A 21,041-nucleotide genomic window follows, 5' to 3' on the forward strand; every position below is an offset into this window, starting at 1 on the left:
GATCATGGGATTGCTGACAAAAGAAGAATACCGTGCGATCGCCGTCAATCTCGACCTTCCGGCGGCGGCATTTGTGGATGGAAGCTATCGCCCTGCGGCGTCGGGCGAGACCTTCACAACGGTGAACCCTGCCACAGGAGAGGCGCTGGCGGACATTGCCGCTTGCGCAGCTGAGGACGTTGATTTTGCCGTGTCCAAGGCGCGGGAGGCTTTTGAGGATGGCCGTTGGTCCCGCCGGCATCCGTCAGAGCGTAAGGATGTCCTGATCCGCTTTGCCAAATTGCTGACCCGCAATGCCCGCGAACTGGCGGTGATGGAAAGCATCGACAGCGGCAAAACCATCTTTGATTGCGAAACCGTGGACTTGCCAGAGACCATTACCTGCATCAAGTGGCACGCGGAAGCCATTGATAAGATGTATGATCAGGTCGCCCCGGCAAGCGATGATCACATCGCCATGGTGGTGCGCGAACCCATTGGCGTGGTGGGGCTGATCCTGCCGTGGAACTTCCCCTTGTTGATGCTGGCGTGGAAAATTGGCCCGGCGCTTGCGGCGGGATGTTCGGTGGTGGTGAAACCGGCGGAAGAAACCTCGCTCACCGCGTTGCGGGTGGCTGAACTGGCCCATGAGGCCGGTGTGCCACGCGGTGTGCTGAACGTGCTGCCCGGCGGTGGGGCAGAGGTGGGCGAACCTCTGGGCCGCCATATGGATGTGGACATGGTCAGCTTCACCGGCTCGACCGTCACGGGCAAAAAGTTCCTCAGCTATGCCGCTGAAAGCAACGCCAAGGAAGTGGTGCTTGAGATGGGTGGCAAGAACCCCTGCGTGGTGATGGAAGATGCCGAAAACCTCGATGCGGTGGCCGCGCATGTCGTCAACGGCGCATTCTGGAACATGGGCGAAAATTGTTCGGCCATCAGCCGTTTGATCGTGCACCGCGATGTCAAAGACGCGTTGTTGGACCGGATCAAAGCCCATGCGCGGGAATGGCCTCTGGGCGATCCGCTTGATCCTGAAACGCGGCTTGGGGCGATGGTCTCCAAGGTCCATTTTGATAAGGTTTCCGGTTATTTGGAGGGCGCTCCTAAGGCGGTGATCGGCGGCGGAACGCAAGGCGGTGCTTTTGTCGAAGCGACGGTTTTGGAGTTGCCAAGCAACACTCATACCCTTGCACGGGACGAGATCTTTGGCCCGGTTCTGAGCGTAATCGCGGTCAGCAGCTTTGAGGAGGCCATCGCGGTGGCCAATGACACCGACTATGGCCTCTGCGCGTCGATCTTCACGGCCAATGGCAAACGCGCCCTGCGCGGTGCACGGATGCTGCGGGCGGGTACGGTGACGGTGAACAGCTATGGGGAGGGAGACATTTCCACTCCGTTCGGCGGGTTCAAACAATCAGGCTTTGGTGGACGCGACAATTCCGTGCATGCCCATGATCAATATACCCAGCTCAAGACGATCTGGATTGATCTGTCCGATGACAGCGACGGCGAGGTGTCCTGATGCGCATCGGGTTTATTGGCACCGGCGAAATCGCCGCTGCCATGGTGCGCGGACTGGCGGGGCGCGGGCATCAGATCATGGTGTCAGAGCGCAACGCGCAGGTTGCGGCGCAATTGGCTGCTGAGGTCGATGGGGCAACCGTGGCCGCGAATGCGGATGTGGTGGCCGGATCAGACGTAGTGTTTCTGTGCCTGGTGGCAGATGTTGCGCGGCAGGTTTTGCCAAGCCTTCCGTTTCGGGCCGACCAAGCGGTGATTTCGGTGATGGTGGATGTGAGCCATGACGCCTTGCAACAGCTGTGCGCGCCAGCGACGGATATTGCGATGACCATTCCTTTGTCGGCGATCAGCACGGGCGGTTCGATGCTGCCGGTCTATCCGGCCTCCACTGCATTGACAGCGCTCTTTGGTGACAGCGATCATGTGTTTGCGGTTGCCAGCGAAGCCGCGCTGAACGCGCATTTCGCGGGCAGTGCGCTGTCTGCGCCGCTGATCGCGCTGATGCAGACCGGGGCACAATGGCTGGGCGATCAGACCGGCGATCCCAAGGCGGCAGAGGGTTATGTGGCTGGGGTCTTTGCAGGGTTTCTTCGGCAGATGGCCACCAGCGATGCGGATTTTGATGCGCTCTTGCAGGGGCTTGCAACCGAAGGCGGGCTGAACGCCAGCCTCAAGGCGCATATGCAGGAGACCGGTGCACATGATGCATTGGTCGCCGGGTTGGAGGCTCTCAAGCCGCGGTTGGGTCTGTGACCAACTATCGCGCAAGACGTGCACCGCAGTTCGATACCCCCGCCGCATGGGCGGAAATTCTTGGCCCATATCCGGTGACTGCCCCTTTTTCAGGCTCTCAAACCGCCGATGTTGTGGTGATTGGCGCGGGCTTTGCTGGCCTGTCAGCGGCGCGGCGTCTACGGCAGCTCGATAAAGGGTTGCGCATTGTTGTGCTGGACGGTTTGCGGATTGCCGAAGGCAGTGCAGGGCGTAACTCGGGGTTTATGATTGACCTGCCGCATGATCTGGCCTCGGAGGATTACGCGGGGGCGGGCGATGATGCGGCGCTGATCGCGCTCAATCGGCGGGCGATCGCCTTTGCCGCTGATGCGGTGGCGCAATACGGGATCAATCCAGCCTATGCCGATCCGGCGGGCAAGGTGAACGGTGCCGCCACGGCCAAGGGGGAGGCGCATAACGCCAGCTATGCGCGGCATCTGGCGTCCTTGGGCGAGACCAGCGAAACATTGGACGCCCAACACATGCAAGAATTGACCGGCAGCAACCACTATCGCTCTGGCCTGTTCACACCCGGAACCATGATCTTGCAGCCTGCGGGATATATTCGCGGTTTGGCGCAGGGGCTGCGCCGCGGGGATGTGCAGATTTACGAAAGCTCTGCCGTGACCGGGTTTGCCCGGCAGGGCAGTGACTGGTCTGTGACCACAGCGCAGGGCCAGATCACTGCACCCCGGATCATTCTGGCGAACAACGGTCATCTGGAAAGCTTTGGCATCGCCAAGGGGCAGTTGATGCAGTTGTTCCTCTATGCCTCCATGACGCCAGAGTTGGACAAGGATGCGCTGGCCCGTTTGGGCGGCGCGCCGCGCTGGGGCATTACGCCGTCCGATCCGATGGGCACAACCATGCGGCGCATTGACACCGCACAGGGGGGCAACCGGATCATCACGCGGACCTGCGCGACCCTGCGCCCTGGCATGATGGCAACGCCCCGCGATGTGGCCCGTGCCGCGCAAGTCCACCGCGAAAAATTCGACAGCCGGTTTGCGCAGCTGGCGGGAATGCCGATGCAATACGCTTGGGCCGGACATCTGTGCCTGACGCTCAACGGGGTCAGCGTTACGGATCAGATTGACGATGGCATCTACGCCGCCTGCGCCCAAAACGGGCTTGGCACGGCGCGGGGCACCCTGACGGGCATCGCTGCCGCCGAGGCAGCAATGGGGCACCGCTCGGAGATCACTGCCCATTTCGACGCCGAAGCGGCACCCAAGCCCTTGCCCCCGCAACCTTTTGCCACCTGGGGCGCAAATGCATACCTGCGCTGGAAAGAGCATCGCGCGGGCGCAGAATAGTAGACCCGCCGCCGCCGCTGGCGTATCACCCGCCTATGAAAAGCCCGATCCATCTGATGCGCCGCGCCCTGCATAAAATGCGCGAACGGCGCCGCCGCCAGCAATTTGCACGCTCCTTGCGCCATCTGCACGGGCCCGCGCAACTGGATGTCGGTGCCGATGAGGTGGTGCTGATCGCCCTGGTGCGCAACGGCAGCTATTATCTGGATGCATTTTTTGCCCATTACCGCGCCATGGGCATCCGGCATTTTGTCTTTATCGACAATGGGTCGACCGACGACACACTGCCCCGCATCGCGGCAGAGCCCGGCACGATCATTGACCAAAGCGCATTGCCATTGGCGGGATTCGAAGACCTGATCCGGCAATATCCGGCCAACACATATGGGCAGAACCGGTGGTGCCTCTATGTGGACATGGATGAGATTTTTGATTTCGAAGGCCGGGAGCGTTTGGGCATTGATGGGCTGATTGACTATCTCAAAGGGCAGGGGGCCACGGCGATGGTGGCGCAGATGTTAGAGATGTTTCCCAAAGCGCCGCTGCGCGAAGTGGCACATTTGCCTTACGCCCAAGTGCTTGAGGAATTTAGCTATTTCGATATTAGCACAGTGGACAAATATGATTACCACAGCGCCGAGATCCCGTTCTCAGAGCTGCTCAAAGGCAACACGAACACGCACCGCGATATACAATTCTGCTTTGGCGGGGTGCGGGGCAAGGTCTTTGGCGAGGCCTGTTGTCTGACCAAACATCCGCTGATCTTCAACGGGCCGGAGGTAACGCCCGCGCCTCATCCGCATTTGTCGATGGGGGTGCGTTGCGCCGACATCACCGGGGTGATCAAACACTACAAATTCGCCAATGATCCGGGAGCGCGGGATGCGGCATCGCTGGGCGCAGGGGATGTGGCGCATGGTGAAGATGCCCGCCGCGCGGCGGTGATGCGCAATGTGCCGGATGTGACGCTGTTTTCACTGGATGCGCGGCCTTGGAATCGGGTGGAATTGTTGATCCGCGCGGGGTTTCTTGTCGGGTCCAAGCGGTTCTCTGAGTATCTTTCAAAGGTGGGCCAATGACGGTTGCAGCGGTCGTTATCGGGCGCAACGAAGGGGCGCGGTTGATTGCCTGTCTTGCGGCGCTTGAGGGGCAGGTCGATCAGGTGATCTATGTGGATTCGGGGTCCACCGATGGGTCTGTTGAGGCGGCGCAAAGCCAGGGTGCGCAGGTGGTTACATTGGATCTGACCCAGCCGTTCACAGCGGCCCGTGCGCGCAATGCCGGATTGGTGGAGGTTGCAGAAGGTGTTGAATTGGTTCAATTCCTTGACGGAGATTGCGCCCTGCGGTCGGGGTGGATTGACACCGCTCGCAGGTTCCTCGAAGCCCATCCCGATGTGGCGGTTGTCTGCGGTCGGCGGCGCGAACGGTTTCCGGAGGCTTCAGTTTACAACCGTTTGATTGATCGCGAATGGGACACGCCGGTGGGGCAAACTTTGGCTTGCGGTGGTGATGCCCTGATGCGGGTTGCACCACTGAGGGAGCTGGGCGGTTATCGTGACAGCCTGATTGCAGGAGAGGAGCCGGAACTCTGCCTGCGTTTGCGCCAGAACGGATGGAAGATCTGGCGTCTGGATGCAGAGATGACATGGCATGACGCCGAGATCACTCGCCTCAGCCAGTGGTGGAAGCGCAGCCAGCGGGCAGGCCATGCCTTTGCAGAAGGAGCGGCGCTGCATGGTGCGCCGCCGGAGCGGCATTGGGTGGCAGAGAGCCGCCGTGCGTTGATCTGGGGGGCGGTGTTGCCCTTGTTCATCCTGCTGTTGGCTTTGTTGATCAGTCCTTGGGCGCTGTTGCTGCTGGGGATCTACCTGTTGCAAGTTCTGCGCCTGTCCCGGCAAGGCGGGTTGGCATGGGGGGCGTTGACGACCTTTTCAAAGTTTCCCGAAGGCTTGGGGGCGGTGCAATATCACTTGGGCCGGATTTCGGGGCGCAAATCTGAGATTATCGAATACAAATAGCCTTATCGTTGGCGCAGCGCGTTGATCGTGAGCCCCGGGAGGATCGCGAAACACTTGGCATAGCGTGGGACCATGCGGCGCGGGCTTTGCAGTGCCCGCCATAACCATTCCATCGCCACCATGCGCATGATCTTGGGCGCACGCACCTGATGGCCGGAAAAGAAATCCAGCCCCGCGCCGATAGAAGCAAATCCGACATCGGGGGCCATTTGCCGGCCACGTGCTGCGAAAATCTCTTGCTTGGGCGCGCCAAGGGCAATGAAACAAAGCCCTGCGCCGCTGCTCGCCAGATCACGAAGGATCTCGTCTGCGGCAGCGCCTTGCGGATCAAATCCATAGGGCGGCGCGTGGATGAAAGACACCTCCAGCCCCGGAATGCGGGCTTTCAACGCTTTTGCTGCGCCCGACAAGGCCTCATCACTGCTACCGACGAGAGCGATGGACCGTCCATTTTCAACACACAGATCGCAAAGCGGCAGGATCATGTCAGACCCTGGCATCAGTTCAACCGGTTGCCGGGCGATCTTGGACAGCCAGACAACGGGCCGGCCATCGGCCACCACCAGATCTTGTGCACGGTAGGCGGCGAGAAATGGAGGTTCTTCCGGCAGTTTGGTGAGGTGATCAAGGTTCAGCGTGGCCAGCGCGAATCCGGTGTTTTCTTTCAAATGTTTAGTCACAGCCTGAAACAATGCGTGGCGGGTTGGCACATTGACCTCGATCTGGTGGGGGACTTTGCCAAATTTCATGGGTTGGGGCCCTTGGGTTGGACATCAAATGAAAGGTGATGTGTCGCCGCGATTTCAAAATTTTCAATTTTTATCATGTGGTTACCTGCAATTTGATCACGCAATGCGCCGTCGTGAACAGAATCTATCGGGATGACAGGCGTCAGGCCAGATGATATTTTCCCCCAAAGCCACCACGCCATAGGACCAACATGCCAAACGGTTTTGCATATCTGATGCTGTTGATCTGGCCGTTGGTATGCTTGTGGCTGTTTCGCAAAATGCCGCTTCAGCGGGCTCTGATCTGGTCCATCCTGGGCGGCTATCTGTTTTTGCCGCCGCTGGCCGAATTCAATCTGCCACTGGTGCCATCGATGGACAAAGTGTCCATTCCGAACCTCAGCGTTGTCCTGATCCTGATCTTCTCGCTGCGCGAAAAGTTGCAGATCTGGCCGCAAAACTGGATTGGGCGTCTGTTGGTGGCGGGGCTGGTTCTGTCCGCCATTCCGACGGTGATGACCAACCGTGATCCGATATTGTTCGAAGTGCTGCGCGATGCGCATCCGATCATCTTTTTGGTGGACCAGTTGCCGGGCCAATCGGTGCGTGACGTGGGGGCGGTTGTGCTGGCACAGGTGCTGACCCTGGTGCCGTTCTTGCTGGCGCGGCAGTATTTGTCAGACGAAAAAGGCCTGCATGAGATCTTGCTGGCCTTCATGGTGGGCGGGTTGATCTATTCGATCCCATCGTTCTTTGAAATTCAGTTCAGCCCGGTGACAAACATCTGGATTTACGGCTTTTTCCAGCATTCCTTTGAACAGATGATCCGCGATGGCGGCTATCGCCCGATCGTGTTCTTGCCACATGGTTTGTGGCTCGCGGTCTTCGTGGTGACCAGCCTGATTTCAGCCGCAGCCCTGGTGCGCTATGGGCCAGCGGAAAAGCGGATGAAAGGGTATTTGATCGTTGGGTATCTGACGGTTCTGTTGGTGATGTGCAAAAGCCTTGCATCCTTTGCCTATGGGGTGGCGCTGACGCCTGTTGCGCTGTTTATCCCAAGCCGTTGGCAAATTCGGCTGGCGGTGGTTTTTGCTGTCGTGGCGGTGGGATATCCGATGCTGCGCAATCTGGATGTTATCCCGACGGAGGCCATTCTGGCGCAAGCTGCAGAGATCAGCGACGAGCGGGCGCAATCCTTGGAATACCGGTTTAACAACGAGGATCAACTGCTTGTTCGGGCTGCGGAAAAACCGGCGTTTGGGTGGGGCGGTTGGGGCCGCTCTTTGGTCCGCCATAGCGAAACAGGAGAGATTTTGACCATTCCCGATGGCCGCTGGATCATCGTTTTTGGCACTTTTGGATGGGTTGGCTATATCTGCGAATTCGGGCTTTTGGCGCTGCCGCTGCTGATGATGGGGCTTTACGTGTCAAGGCAACGCCCGCAAACCGTCTCACCCTATGTGGCGCCGCTGTGCCTGATTTTGGGCGTTACCTTGATGGATATGCTGCTCAATGCGACGTTGACGCCGCTCACCTGGCTGACGGCGGGGGCGATCGTGGGATATGCCGAAAAACTGTTTGCCGGGTCCACCCATCAACCGCGTTACCAGATGCAAACCGCAGTCCTTGACAAAACAAGGCAAAATCAAGGCAAACGCACCGTTTTATGAGCCAATTGGCCTTATTTGGCGTTTTGATCCGCCTCGATTGGTCAAAATTGTTTCGCCTGCGTCAATAATGACCGCCCTTTTTTGCCTTTATTATGGTAGCTTTAGGCGGGCAAAGCCTTGTTATTAAGGGAAACCTGTTGAAAACGGCAGATCTTCGGGGAAAAGCCCTGAAATCTTCCCAATTTCTCCAAGTTCCACAGGCATATATTCCTTAATTACTCAGACGGGTGAAGTCCGTCCTGGGGCAGGCAACGGGAATATTGAACGAATGGATACCACCAAGGGCCGCTCGATTTCAGGCGAAGATATCGCAATTGTTGGCATGGCTGTGAACGTGCCGGGCGCAGAAGGTGTAGATGCCTACTGGGCCAATCTGCGCGACGGTGTTGAGTCCATTCGCCGCCTGACCGAACAGGAACTTCTGGACGCTGGCGAAAGCCCCGAGAACATTGCCCGCAAGAATTACGTGCCTGCCGCTGCTGTGCTTGACGGGTTCGACACCTTCGATGCAGAGTTTTTTGGCTTTTCCCCCAAAGATGCTGCGATCCTTGATCCGCAGCACCGCAAATTCCTTGAGGTGGCCTGGCAGTCGATGGAACAGGCCGGCCATCCCCCTGAAACCATGGCGGGGCCCATCGGTGTCTACGCAGGCTGCGGGATGGGCAGCTATTTCTATTTCAACATCTGCTCGAACCCCGATCTGGTGGATGACGTGGGCATGTTCCTGCTGCGCCACACGGGCAATGACAAGGATTTCCTTTCGACGCGGGTGAGCCATGTGTTTGACCTCAAAGGCCCGTCGATCAACATGCAAACCGCCTGTTCGACCTCTCTTGTGGCGATCCACTATGCCTGTCAAGCGCTGCGGGCAGGTGAAATTGACATGGCGCTGGCGGGCGGTGTGACCATCGAATTGCCGCATGGGCGCGGGTATGAGTTCAAGGAAAATGAAATCCTGTCACCGGACGGGCATTGCCACGCCTTCGACCACCGGGCGCAGGGCACGGTCTTTGGCTCCGGCGCGGGGGCTGTGGCCTTGCGGCGCCTCTCGGATGCAATTGCAGATGGGGATCACATCTGGGGTGTCATCAAAGGATCGGCGGTCAACAACGATGGCGCAGCCAAAGCAGGCTATCTGGCCCCATCTGTGGATGGACAAACCGATGCCATCGTAAAGGCGCTCGATGATGCGGGCGTCGCCGCCCAAAGCATTGGCATGGTCGAATGCCATGGCACCGGCACCTATCTGGGTGATCCCATCGAAGTGGCCGCCCTGACTGAAGCCTATCGCAAGACCACCACCGATACGGATTTTTGCCGCATCGGATCCGTGAAAACCAACATAGGCCATTTGGATACGGCGGCGGGGGTTGCAGGATTTGTGAAATCCACACTTGCCCTGCATCACAAACAGATGCCGCCATCGTTGGGCTATGAAGCGCCCAATCCGGCCATTCCATTTGAGGGCAGCCCGTTTTCGGTCAACGATAGATTGCGCGACTGGCCGCAAGGCATCGCGCCGCGCCGTGCCGCGGTCAATGCCTTGGGCGTCGGCGGCACCAATGCCCATGCGATCATCGAAGAGGCACCCGCGCGCGCCCCGTCCGAAGAAAGTGACTGGCCGTTCCATGTGCTGTGTGTTTCCGGGCGCAGCAAATCCGCGCTGGAGGCAAACACCGCCGCGCTGGCGGCGCATCTGCGGGCACATCCCGAACAGCCCTTGGCCGACGTGGCCTTTACCCTGAAAAACGGCCGGCGCGGCTTTGAAAAGCGGCGCGTTGTGGTTGCTGAAACCCATGAGGAGGCCGCCGCATTGCTTGAGGGTGGCGACACCCGCCGGGTCTTTACCCATGATCTGCTGGGTGATGCCCCCGAGGTTGTGTTTATGTTCCCTGGCGGCGGGGCGCAGTACCCCGGCATGGCGCGGGATCTTTACGAGACAGAGCCGGTCTTTGCCGATTGGATGGATCGCGGCCTGTCGCACCTACAGCCGCAGCTGGATTATGACATCCGGTCCCTTTGGTTGCCCGAAGCGGGCCAAATGGAGGCCGCTGCAGAACGGCTCAAACAACCGTCCGTACAATTGCCGCTGATTGCGATCACCGAATATGCGCTGGCGCAGCTGTGGATCAGCTGGGGCGTGACACCTGCCGCGATGGTGGGGCATTCGATGGGTGAAAACGTGGCGGCATGCCTTGCCGGTGTGATGAGTTTTGAAAACCTGATTGATCTGGTGCTGCTGCGGGGGCAGCTGTTTGATGAGGTGCCTGCCGGCGGGATGATCAGCATCTCCGCACCGCTCGGCGCGATTGAACCGCTACTGGGGGACGATCTGGACATCGCCTCGGTCAATGCGCCCGAATTGATTGCCGTGTCCGGCCCGCAATCTGCGCTGGATGCGATGCAGGCCCGTTTGACCGACGCAGGGCTGGAATATCAGCGGATCGCCATCGACATCGCCGCGCACAGCCGCATGTTGGAGCCGATTTTGGATCGCTATCGTGCGTTCCTTGCCGGGCTTGACCTGCAAGCGCCGCAGATGCCGTTTATGTCCAACCGCTCTGGCCAGGAGATCACGGCGGAAGAGGCGACCAGCCCCGATTATTGGGTTGGGCAGCTGCGCAACACGGTGAACTTTGCTGATTGCATTGCCACGCTGAGCGCCCCGCGTGACCGCGTTTACCTTGAGGTCGGGCCGGGCAAGGCCTTGTCCGCGCTCGCGCAGATGAGCGACGGGGTCAAACCCGCACAGGCGTTTTCGACCCTGCGCCATCCCGATCAGGATATCGCGGATGACATGTATTTCATGTCCGTTATCGGGCGGCTTTGGGCCTGCGGCGTTGAGGCCGATTGGACCCAAATCTGGGGTGAGGCGCGGCGCAACCGTGTGGTGTTGCCGACCTATGCCTTCCAACGCGCCCGTTACTTCATAGAGCCGGGCACAGCAGCCGTTGCCGCGCCCGCCAGCGCCTTGGTGCGGCAGGACGATATCACCACCTGGGGCGCAGTGCCCACATGGCGGCCCCGCTTTGCCAATGCCGATATTGACGCAATCACCGATCTGGCCGCGACACCGCTTTCTTGGCTGTTCTTTGCGGATGGTGATGGCATAGCCGCGCCGGTGATGGTGCGCCTGCGCGACGCGGGTCACAAAGTGATCGCCGTGCGGGCAGGGGATGCCTTTGCCCGGCAGGGGGATGACAGCTACACACTGGCCGCCGAACAAGGACGCAGGGACTATGACCTGTTGATTGCCGATCTGGCGGAACGCGGGCTGATGCCCGACCGCATCGCGCATTTCTGGCTGACCGACGATCACGTCGCCCCGCGCCCCGGCAGCAGCATCTTTGATCGCAACCTTGAACAGGGGTTCTGGAGCCTGACCTGGCTTGCCCAATCCCTGACCGAAGCAGGCAACGATGCGCCGCTGCATCTGAGTGTCTTTACCACTGGAGCGGCGCAATTGAAGGATGAGGCGCTGCGCCATCCCGAAAAGGCGTTGATTGCTGGCCCTGTCGGCGTGTTCCCACGTGAGATGCCGGGCGTGACCTGTGCCCAGATCGATATTGAAGAACAAGCGGCCAATGTGCCCGCAAAACGTGGCTGGTTTGCGCCTGCTGCCGCGCCTGAACCCGATGTCGCGGATGATCTGACCGATCGGTTGCTGGAAGACCTGATGGCCGTGCCTGCAAATGTAGTGGCTGCCTATCGCGGCGCGAAACGGTTTGAACAAAGCTATAAGCCCGCGCCATTGAACGCCACCGATGATACCCTCTTTGAGGAGGGCGGTGTCTATCTGATCACGGGCGGGTTTGGCGGTATTGGCCAGACACTGGCAGCCGATATCTTGTCGCGGCAGTCTGCCACGGTGGTTCTGCTGGGCCGCGATCCTTTGCCGGATCGTCAGGCGTGGAATGGCTACCTCAGCCGCCATGGCACCGCGGACCGCACCGCGCGGCGGATGCGCAGCGTGATCGAACTTGAGACACGCGCCGCCGCCAAAGGCGGGCAGGTAGAGGTCGCCGGGGCCGACGTGGCCAATCTGGCGCAGATGCGCCGGGTGATTGAAGATCTGCAAAAACGCCATGGCCGGATCAACGGGGTTATCCATGCCGCCGGTGCGCTGGACGATGGGCCGATGCTGGGCAAAACGGATGCGCAGATGGATGCGGTTCTGTCGCCCAAGGTGCAGGGTTTGCGGGTCATTGATCAATTGCTGCCTGATGGCGATCTGGATTGTCTGATCCTGTTTTCCTCCACCAGTACGGCGACCCGATCTGCCGGTCAGGTGGATTATGTTGCAGGGAACGCCTGGCTCAATGCCTATGCCGCCGCCCGCAGTGGCGATGCGACCCGCGTGATGGCAATCAACTGGGGCATTTGGGCCGATGTCGGCATGGCCACCAACAGCCTGAGCGGGGGCGCAAGTGATGTGCTGCCCGCACGCCCGATCAATGCAGCACTCGTGCAGACCATGGGGTCGGACGCGGCGGGAGATCCTGTCTTGTCCGCGCAGATCAGCAGCGCACATTGGCTGCTGGATCAGCACCGCACCAAGGATGGTCAGGCGATCATGCCGGGCACAGGCTATATCGAACTATTGGCCGAAGCCGCCAAGGGGCAGGGGTTGACCCAAGGTTTCGAAATCCGTGACCTCTATTTCCTGCGGGCGATGCCGGTCGAGGATGAAACGCCGCGCGAATTGCAGATCAACCTAAGCGCAGATGGGGCAGGCTTTGCCGCCGAATTGCGCAGCGATTGCACTTTGAACGGCAAATCCGGTTGGCAGCTTCATGCGCAGGCGCAGATTGCGGCAGCCAGCCATTCGCAGTCTGAACCCTTTGACCTTGAGGCCGCGTTTGGCCGCTGTGCGCAAATTGATACCGCGCCAGAGGGCGGGCGGTTGACCTCACCGCAAGAGGCGCATCTGGACTTTGGGCCGCGCTGGCACGTGCTGCGCGAAACCGCGATAGGTACAAATGAAGGGATTGCCAAACTGGCCTTGCCTGATGCCTGCCGCGATGATCTGGCTGAGGGCCATCTGTTGCACGCCGGTTTGATGGACCTTGCCACCGGTTGGGCGATTGATCTGGTGCCAAGCTATGATGCCAGCCACCTCTGGGTACCGGTGTCCTATGGTGCAATCACTGTCTATGGGTCGCTGCCTGCAGAGATCTATTCCCATGTCGCGCTGTCGAAAACGGCGGCAGGTGATGGCTTTGCCAGCTTTGATGTGACGATCTGTGACGCGACGGGCCGGGTTCTGGTGGCGGTGCAGGATTTTGCGATGAAACGGCTTGAGGGCGGTTTTGCCGCTGCGCCGCTGGATCCGCGTGAAGTGCGTTTTGATGATACCGAAGCGGATCAGGGTAACCTGACACCGGCGGAGGAACGTCTGGCCTATATGGTGTCACAGGGCATTCGTGCCGCTGAAGGGCCAGAGGCGCTGCGCCGGGCCATCGCGCTGGGCCGCTCGCAGGTGATTGTCTCTTCACTGCCGCTTGATGGTCTGATCGCGCAAGCCGATCAGCCGCCGCAGGGCGCCAGCTCCAGCGGCCAAAGCTTTGAACGTCCTGAACTGGACGGCACATTTGTCGCGCCGCGCAATGGCATCGAAGAACGCCTTGCGGCGATCTGGGAAAACCTTCTGGGCGTCAGTCCGGTTGGCGTTGAGGACAGCTTTTTTGACCTTGGCGGCCATTCCTTGATCGCTGTGCGCCTCTTTGCCAGTGTCAAACGCGAATTTTCGGTGGAATTCCCGATCTCTGTCCTGTTCGAAGCACCAACGATTGCCAAATGCGCAGCCTTGATCGCGGCGCAGACCGGCGATGCGGGCGATGCCTCGGGCCCTGCCGCTGCGGGTGACGGGCCGGTGATCGAAAGTTACGATTATCTGGTGCCGCTGAACCAATGCGACAACAAGGACGCCGCGCCGCTGTTTGTGGTGGCGGGGATGTTTGGCAACGTGTTGAATCTGCGCCATCTGGCCCTGCCGTTCAGCAAGGAACGCCGGGTGATGGGCATTCAGGCGCGTGGCTTGATTGGCGACACGCCGCCCCACACCGATGTGGGCGAGGCGGCGCGTGATTATCTGGCTGAGGTGCGCCGGGTTCAGCCAAACGGGCCGTACCTGCTGGCGGGGTATTCCGGCGGCGGGATCACCGCCTACGAAATGGCGCAACAGTTGCGCTCTGCCGGCGAAGAGGTGGCAGTGCTGGCGATGCTCGACACACCGCTGCCGGTGCGGCCATCGTTGTCGCGTCCAGATAAGGCGCTGATCAAACTGGCACAGTTGCGCCGCAAAGGCCCGAAATACCTCGTGGAATGGGCGCAAAACCGTCTGGCATGGGAAAAGACCCGCCGCGCGGATGCCCAGGCAGAGGCGGGGGATGGCAACGGGTCAGAGTTTAACAACCTCAAGATCCAGCAGGCCTTCCTGACCGCTGTCGGGGCATATGACACGCCGAAATGGGACGGACCAATGACCCTGTTCCGGCCACCGCTCGACCGGCATTGGCGTGTGACCAAGGGGCGCTTTGTCAGCGCCGAACGCGAGTATGTATTCGAGGACAACGACTGGCGCAAATATGTGGCGAACCTAGAGGTGATCGAGGTGCCGGGAGATCACGACTCCATGGTGCTTGCGCCCTATGTGACCGTGCTGGCGCAGGAATTGCGCGAAGTGATCGGCGGTGCCCTTGAACCTGATCCAGAAGACAGTAACTGGCCCCGAGCCACAGCGGCGGAGTGAGAGACATGGCAGCAGCAAAAGTTCTGGTTCTGATCCTCAACTACCGCACGGCTGAGATGACCCTGCGGGCGGCGGAAGCGGCGCTGGCCGATATGCCGGTCGGGGCCGAGATGATCCTGATCGACAATGCTTCCGGCGACGGGTCGGCGGGGGTGTTGCAACGGGCCATCACCGAACGGGGCTGGGATGAAAACGGTCTGGTGCGATTGATCCTGTCGGATGTAAACGGCGGTTTTGGCGCGGGCAATAATCTTGGTCTCACATCTCGCATGTCCGATGGCAGTGCGCCGGATTACTTTTATGTGCTGAACTCCGATGCCTTTCCCGATGCGGGATGCCTGCCGCGTCTGATCACCCATATGGAAAGCCATCCGAAAGCGGGGTTTGCAGGCAGCCATGTGCGCGGCGAGGATGACGTGACCCATTGCACCGCGTTCCGTTTCCCTTCGATCGCTGGCGAATTTGAAGGGGCGGCCCGCACCGGTATCTTTTCGCGGTTGCTGAAGAACGCCATCGTTGCGCCGCCATTGCCTGATCACACCGCCCGTGTCGATTGGGTGGCGGGGGCCAGCGTTCTGGTCCGGGCCAAGATGCTGGATGAAATCGGGCTGTTTGACGAAACCTTCTTTCTCTATTTTGAAGAAACCGATCTGTGCAAACGCGCCGCCCGCGCGGGGTGGAGCTGTTGGTATCTGCCACAAAGCCGGGTGGTGCATATCGGCTCGGTGTCGACGGGTATGAAGGAATGGCAACGTATGCCGTCTTATTGGTTCGACAGCCGCCGCCATTACTTTGTCAAAAATCACGGCTCTGCCTATGCCGCCGCTGCTCTTGTGGCGCGGTTGGCGGGTGGGGCCATTCATCATCTGCGCTGTGCCATCTCGGGGAAAATCAGCCAGGACCCTGCCTATTTCCTGCGTGATCTGGCGCGGCATGGCTTTGGCCTGTCGCTTGACCGGCAACCCGCAACATCACGACGCCCCGCAACGGAGGACAGACCATGACCGCAGCTTTTATTCCCGCCGGTTTTGACGCCATTCTGATGGGGGACGAATCCCTCACGATTGCCTGTGGCGACATGTTGTTGACGGGCGGGCATCGCTTGCCTGCCGTTGTGACGCGTGATCCGGCCGTGCGCGGCTGGGCAGAGGGCAAGGGTCTCAAGGTGCTTGAGAACCCGCGTGATCTGATTGTGGCTGGCGTCACCGCCGATTGGCTGCTCAGCATTGCAAACCTGCGGATGATCCCGGCGGATGTGCTGGCCCTGCCCGGCAAGGGGGCGATCAACTTTCACGATGGACCGCTGCCGCGTTACGCCGGTTTGAACACGCCTGCCTGGGCGATCATCAACGGCGAAGACAGCCATGGCATCACATGGCACGTCATCGAAGGCGGTGTGGACGAGGGCGATATTCTGGCACAGCGGATGGTGCAGATTGCCGAGGATGAAACCGCCTTCAGCCTCAATTCCAAATGCTATGCAGCGGGGATGGAAAGCTTTGCCGATGTTGTGGCGCAACTGGAAAGCGGGTTGTTGCAACGCACGGCCCAAGACCTGACGCAGCGCAGCTATTTTGCCCGTGATGATCGTCCTGCCAATATGGGCGTTCTCGATTTCACCCAAGACGCGATGACCCTGTCACGCCTGATGCGCGGGCTTGATTTTGGCGGTTATTGGAACCCGCTGACCACGGCCAAACTGATGGCGGGGGATCAGGCTCTGGTGATTGGTGGTCTGTCCGCATCGGATCAAACCGCCGAATGTGGAGAGGTGCTGTCCGTGACGGCGGACCGGATCACCATCGGTACCGCATCCGCGGCTGTTACTTTGCACAATATTACAATGCTCGACGGCTCTGCCGTTGATCTGACCACTTTGTTCTCGGCAGGGGACAGCATCGTCCCTCCTGCGCTTGCGCCCCTGCCGGTCAAGGATGAAGCCTATTGGCGCGATGCGCTGGGGCAAGCGGATTGGATGTCTTGCCCGCTGGCCGGGGCTGGAGGTGCTCAAGATGACGCGGATCTGCAATCGCATTCTCTAGCCACGCCAAAGGGACAAGACCGTACCCAGCAGGCGGCGGCATTGGCATTGGCGGCGCTGAATTCGTCTGGGCAAACCGTGGGCACCCTTGCCCTGCGCCAAGACACTGCACATCCGCTGTTGGTGGATCATGTGCCGTTGACGCTGACAGCGACGGCGGAAACCACGGTTGCAGAGGCCGTAGAAGAGTTTCAGAAAGATCTGGAGCGGGCCTCAAACAGCGCGGGTCACGCGACGGATCTGGCTCTGCGTGATCCGGCCATCGACCATGGTGAGCACGCCGAGATCGGTCTGAGCTTCACCACCGATCCTCTGCCGGGTGCCGCATTGACCCTCGCAGTGACTGATGAAGGTTGCAGTGTGATCTATGACCCGACCCGCTTGGGTGAGGCCGCGCTGACCCTGCTGGCAGCCCGGTTCGAAGCGGCGCTTGCGCAGATCGAAGCGGCGCAAACCTGCGCTGATCTATGGGCCTTGCCTGCCTTCGAACGCGATCAATTGCTCATGGGTTGGAACGCCACCGACCGCAGCTATGACCGCACCACCATTCACGCGGCATTCGAGGCGCAGGCCGCCCTTACGCCGGATGCAGAGGCGCTGGTGTTTGAGGGTGAAACCCTGAGTTATGGCGATCTGAACGGTCGCGCCAACAAACTGGCGCATGTCCTGCGCGACATGGGCGCAGCACCCGGCACGCCCATCGGCCTATATGCCGCGCGCGGTGTTGATTTGATCGTCGGCGCACTGGCGATCCTGAAATCGGGCGGCGCTTATGTCCCGCTTGATCCGGCCTATCCGGCGGATCGCATTGCCCACTACATAACCGATAGCGCTGCGCCCATCATCGTCACGCAATCGGCGCTGGCGGGGCAATTGCCCGCGCATAACGGGCAGGTGTTGCAGATAGATACCGACGCCCGCGTGACTGCGGCACCAAAGGACAATCCAAAGGCCACTGCCACCCCAGAGGATCTGGCCTATCTGATCTACACTTCCGGCTCCACCGGCACACCCAAGGGTGTGATGGTCAACCACGGCAATGTCGCCAACTTCTTTGCCGGGATGGACGACCGGATCGACCACGAGGCGGGGGCGGTTTGGCTGGCTGTCACCAGCCTGTCGTTCGACATTTCAGTGCTTGAGCTGTTCTGGACCCTGTCGCGCGGCTTCAAACTGGTGCTGGCGGGTGATGAAAGCCGCACGCAGGTGTCGGATGGCCCCATCGGCCTGTCGGATCGCAAGATCGACTTCAACCTGTTTTACTGGGGCAACGATGGCGGTGTCGGACCGAAGAAATACGAGCTGCTGCTTGAGGGGGCAAAGTTTGCCGATGCCCACGGCTTCAATGCGCTTTGGACGCCGGAGCGGCACTTCCATGCCTTTGGTGGCCCATACCCGAACCCGTCTGTGACCGGCGCGGCGGCGGCGGCTGTGACGCAAAACCTCGAAATCCGCGCGGGGTCTTGCGTGGCCCCCTTGCACCATCCGGCCCGCATTGCCGAGGAATGGGCGGTGATCGACAACCTGACCAATGGCCGGGTGGGGATCGGCGTGGCCAGCGGCTGGCAGCCCGATGATTTTGTACTGCGCCCGGAAAATACGCCGCCCCACAACAAACCGGCGATGTTTGAAACCATTGACCAGTTGCGGCGCCTGTGGCGCGGCGAAGCTGTGGAATTCCCCAAGCAGGACGGCACGCCCCATGCGGTTGTCACCCAGCCGCGTCCGGTGTCCAAGGAATTGCCCGTTTGGGTGACCACGGCGGGCAATCCGGCGACATGGCGTGAGGCGGGCGAGATTGGCGCGAACGTGCTGACTCACCTTTTGGGCCAGTCGGTGGATGAGGTCGCGGACAAGATCAAGATCTACCACGACGCGTTGCGCGGGGCAGGGCATGATCCGGCGGACTTCAAAGTCACCGTAATGCTGCACACCTATCTTGCCGCCACCCGCGCAGAGGCCGAAGAGGTCGCGCGTGAGCCGATGAAAGATTACCTGCGTTCAGCGGCGGGTCTGATCAAACAATACGCCTGGGCCTTCCCGGCGTTCAAGAAGCCCAAGGGCGTGACCAACCCTTTTGAGGTCAATCTGGAGGATCTGTCGCACGACGAAATGGAAGGCATTTTGGAATTTGCGTTCCAGCGTTACTTCAATGACAGTGGCATGTTCGGCACCGTGGCCGATGGTCTTGCCCGTACAGAACAGCTCAAGCGGATCGGCGTGGATGAGATTGCATGTCTGATTGACTATGGCATCTCCACGCCGAAGGTCATGGAAGGGCTCAAACCACTGGCGGATGTGCTGGCGCAATCCAACAAGGAAACCGTGCTGCGCGAGGATGATTATTCGCTCGCCACGCAGATCGTGCGCCACGGTGTGACCCATCTGCAATGCACGCCTTCCATGGCGCAGATGCTGGTCACCAACCACGAGGCACAGGCAGCACTGTCGCGGGTCAGACATCTGATGGTTGGCGGCGAGGCTTTGCCGGGTTCACTGGTTGCGGCGCTGAAATCCTGCACCTCGGCCAGGTTGCAAAATATGTATGGACCGACCGAGACCACAATTTGGTCGACCACAACGATGGTCCGGGACGGGGCAGAGGCCACAGCGCCCATCGGCACGCCGATTGCCAACACCCAAGTCTACGTTCTGGACGCGGACATGCAGCCGCAACCGGCGGGCGCAGCGGGCGAGCTGTGGATTGGCGGCGATGGGGTGACGGATGGCTATTGGAACCAGCCGGAACTGACCGCAGAGCGGTTTGTCGAAAATCCCTTTGGCGCAGGACGAATGTACCGCACTGGCGATCTGGCGGCTTGGGATGCGACAGGCATGTTGCACTTTATGGGCCGCGCCGATGCGCAGGTCAAAATTCGCGGTCACCGGATCGAGCTGGGGGAGATTGAAGCTTGTCTTGCGGGTTTGGATGGACTCATACAGTCGGTTGTTGTGCCGCGCGACGATGTGCCGGGCGGGCCGCAACTGGTGGGCTATTTCACCGCAAGCCGGGTTATCGCCGATGCTGAGCTGACGGCGCATCTGTCGCGCGATCTGCCGGCGATCATGGTGCCGGGGTATTTTGCGCAGCTAGAGGCTATGCCGCTGACGCCCAACAAAAAGATCGACCGCAAGGCGCTGCCTCGCCCGGATCGGCGCAAGGCCGCGCGGGCCGATGGTTCCGCCGTCAAAGCCGCGCCTGCCAGCGCGACGCAGGCCGCCATTGCCGAGGTCTGGTCCAAGGTTCTGGGCGTTGGAAACATCCGCGCCGAGGACAATTTCTTTGGTCTGGGCGGACATTCCTTGCTGGCCGTACAAGCGCACCGCGACATCAAGGCGGCGCTGGGCGCGGAACAATTGTCGATCACGGACATCTTCCGCTTTCCCACGCTCGAAGGCTTGGCGGCGCATTTGGACAAGGCACCGGGCGCGGCGGCAGAACCCGCGGCAGAACCTGCCGTTGCGGCACCCGATCCGGCCAAATCGGAGACCATGTCCAAACGCCGGATGATGCGCGCCGGGCGGAGCAAGGCCGGCGCATGATCGAGGCCTGCGCCGATGAAGATGCTGCGATGATTGAGGCGGCAGCGGCGGACCTGTTTGACAGGGCTGTTGCTGTGGCAGTTGCTGACCCGCATCAGGCGCAGCAGCCGATCTGGGTTGAAGAGGCGCGATTTGTGGCGCAGGCGGTTGCCAAACGGCAGGCCGAGTTCGCCGCCGGTCGCAACGCGGCGCGGGCGGCGATGCGCAAGTTGGGCGGCAGGAATGTTGCGATTCCGGCAGGCCCGGACCGCGCCCCGCAATGGCCAATCGGATGGCATGGCAGCATCACCCACAATGACCGCTGGTGCCTCGCGGCGGTCACGCGCGGCGCGGCGCATCTGGGTGTCGATATAGAGGCGGCAACGCCGCTGAACCCCGATTTGTTGTCCACGATTTGCAGCCCCGAGGAACGAGCGCGGATTGCTGGTTCTGATCAGGCGATGCAGGCCAAGGTGATCTTTTCCGCGAAGGAGGCGGCCTACAAGGCACAGTTCCCTTTGACAGGAGTGCTGTTTGGATTTGATCATCTGGACATTGTTATTGCACCGGATTCAGGCCAGTTTCAGGCCCGATTTGTAAGACCAGCCGGACAGTTTGCAGCTGGTGATCGGCTGCAGGGCCGCTTTGCCCTGGTCCAAGGGCACATTGTTACGGCGGTCACCATCGACCCGGCCAAAGAGTAAAGAGGCGTTTTG

At 60.4% G+C, this 21,041-nt stretch carries 11 protein-coding genes and 1 pseudogene; 10 read left to right on the top strand and 2 right to left on the bottom strand.

What is annotated here, in order from left to right; all coding sequences use genetic code 11:
* Positions 1-4 precede the first annotated feature (4 nt).
* Genes K3754_RS06935 through K3754_RS06955 form a run of 5 tightly spaced genes read left to right on the top strand, consistent with a single transcriptional unit; the run spans position 5 to position 5,613 of the window.
* Positions 5-1,504: an aldehyde dehydrogenase gene (locus tag K3754_RS06935; protein ID WP_259942255.1), complete on the top strand. Its 1,500-nt coding sequence runs from the start codon at positions 5-7 to the stop codon at positions 1,502-1,504.
* Positions 1,504-2,256 (top strand): NAD(P)-binding domain-containing protein, encoded by a 753-nt coding sequence (locus K3754_RS06940; protein WP_259942258.1) that lies wholly within the window; start codon positions 1,504-1,506, stop codon positions 2,254-2,256. Before K3754_RS06935 ends, K3754_RS06940 begins: the two co-directional genes overlap by 1 nt.
* Positions 2,253-3,593, top strand: coding sequence for an FAD-binding oxidoreductase (locus K3754_RS06945; RefSeq protein ID WP_259942261.1), 1,341 nt, complete (start codon positions 2,253-2,255; stop codon positions 3,591-3,593). The genes K3754_RS06940 and K3754_RS06945 overlap by 4 nt, the downstream gene beginning before the upstream one ends.
* A 35-nt stretch (positions 3,594-3,628) precedes the next feature.
* Positions 3,629-4,672, top strand: coding sequence for a glycosyltransferase family 2 protein (locus tag K3754_RS06950; protein WP_259942262.1), 1,044 nt, complete (start codon positions 3,629-3,631; stop codon positions 4,670-4,672).
* On the top strand, positions 4,669-5,613 hold the full coding sequence (locus K3754_RS06955; RefSeq protein ID WP_259942267.1) for a glycosyltransferase family 2 protein: 945 nt from the start codon (positions 4,669-4,671) through the stop codon (positions 5,611-5,613). The genes K3754_RS06950 and K3754_RS06955 overlap by 4 nt, the downstream gene beginning before the upstream one ends.
* Positions 5,614-5,615: 2 nt before the next feature.
* Here K3754_RS06955 and K3754_RS06960 read toward each other — a convergent pair whose 3' ends face one another.
* Together K3754_RS06960 and K3754_RS06965 are read right to left on the bottom strand one after the other, a co-directional pair.
* Positions 5,616-6,362, bottom strand: a complete 747-nt coding sequence (locus K3754_RS06960) for a WecB/TagA/CpsF family glycosyltransferase (RefSeq protein ID WP_259942269.1) — start codon at positions 6,360-6,362, stop codon at positions 5,616-5,618.
* The gene (locus K3754_RS06965) at positions 6,359-6,544 is read right to left on the bottom strand and encodes a hypothetical protein (RefSeq protein WP_259942272.1); all 186 of its coding nucleotides are present in this window, start codon (positions 6,542-6,544) and stop codon (positions 6,359-6,361) included. The genes K3754_RS06960 and K3754_RS06965 overlap by 4 nt, the downstream gene beginning before the upstream one ends.
* A 446-nt stretch (positions 6,545-6,990) precedes the next feature.
* Here K3754_RS06965 and K3754_RS19880 point away from each other — a divergent pair.
* The 5 genes and pseudogenes from K3754_RS19880 to K3754_RS06990 form a co-directional block, all read left to right on the top strand.
* Positions 6,991-7,041, top strand: a pseudogene (locus tag K3754_RS19880) (hypothetical protein); the annotation flags it as partial.
* Between the two features lie 1,238 nt (positions 7,042-8,279).
* Positions 8,280-14,762 carry a type I polyketide synthase gene (locus K3754_RS06975; RefSeq protein WP_259942278.1) on the top strand — a complete coding sequence of 2,161 codons (6,483 nt, stop codon included), beginning with the start codon at positions 8,280-8,282 and terminating at the stop codon, positions 14,760-14,762.
* 5 nt (positions 14,763-14,767) lie between these two features.
* Complete coding sequence (locus tag K3754_RS06980) at positions 14,768-15,766, top strand: glycosyltransferase family 2 protein (protein WP_259942281.1); 999 nt, start codon at positions 14,768-14,770, stop codon at positions 15,764-15,766.
* On the top strand, positions 15,763-20,346 hold the full coding sequence (locus tag K3754_RS06985) for a MupA/Atu3671 family FMN-dependent luciferase-like monooxygenase (protein ID WP_259942283.1): 4,584 nt from the start codon (positions 15,763-15,765) through the stop codon (positions 20,344-20,346). Before K3754_RS06980 ends, K3754_RS06985 begins: the two co-directional genes overlap by 4 nt.
* Positions 20,343-21,029: a 4'-phosphopantetheinyl transferase gene (locus K3754_RS06990; protein WP_259942286.1), complete on the top strand. Its 687-nt coding sequence runs from the start codon at positions 20,343-20,345 to the stop codon at positions 21,027-21,029. Before K3754_RS06985 ends, K3754_RS06990 begins: the two co-directional genes overlap by 4 nt.
* Positions 21,030-21,041 lie beyond the last annotated feature (12 nt).

Origin of the sequence: Sulfitobacter sp. M368 (assembly GCF_025141875.1) — a bacterium.
Classification (GTDB): domain Bacteria; phylum Pseudomonadota; class Alphaproteobacteria; order Rhodobacterales; family Rhodobacteraceae; genus Sulfitobacter; species Sulfitobacter mediterraneus_A.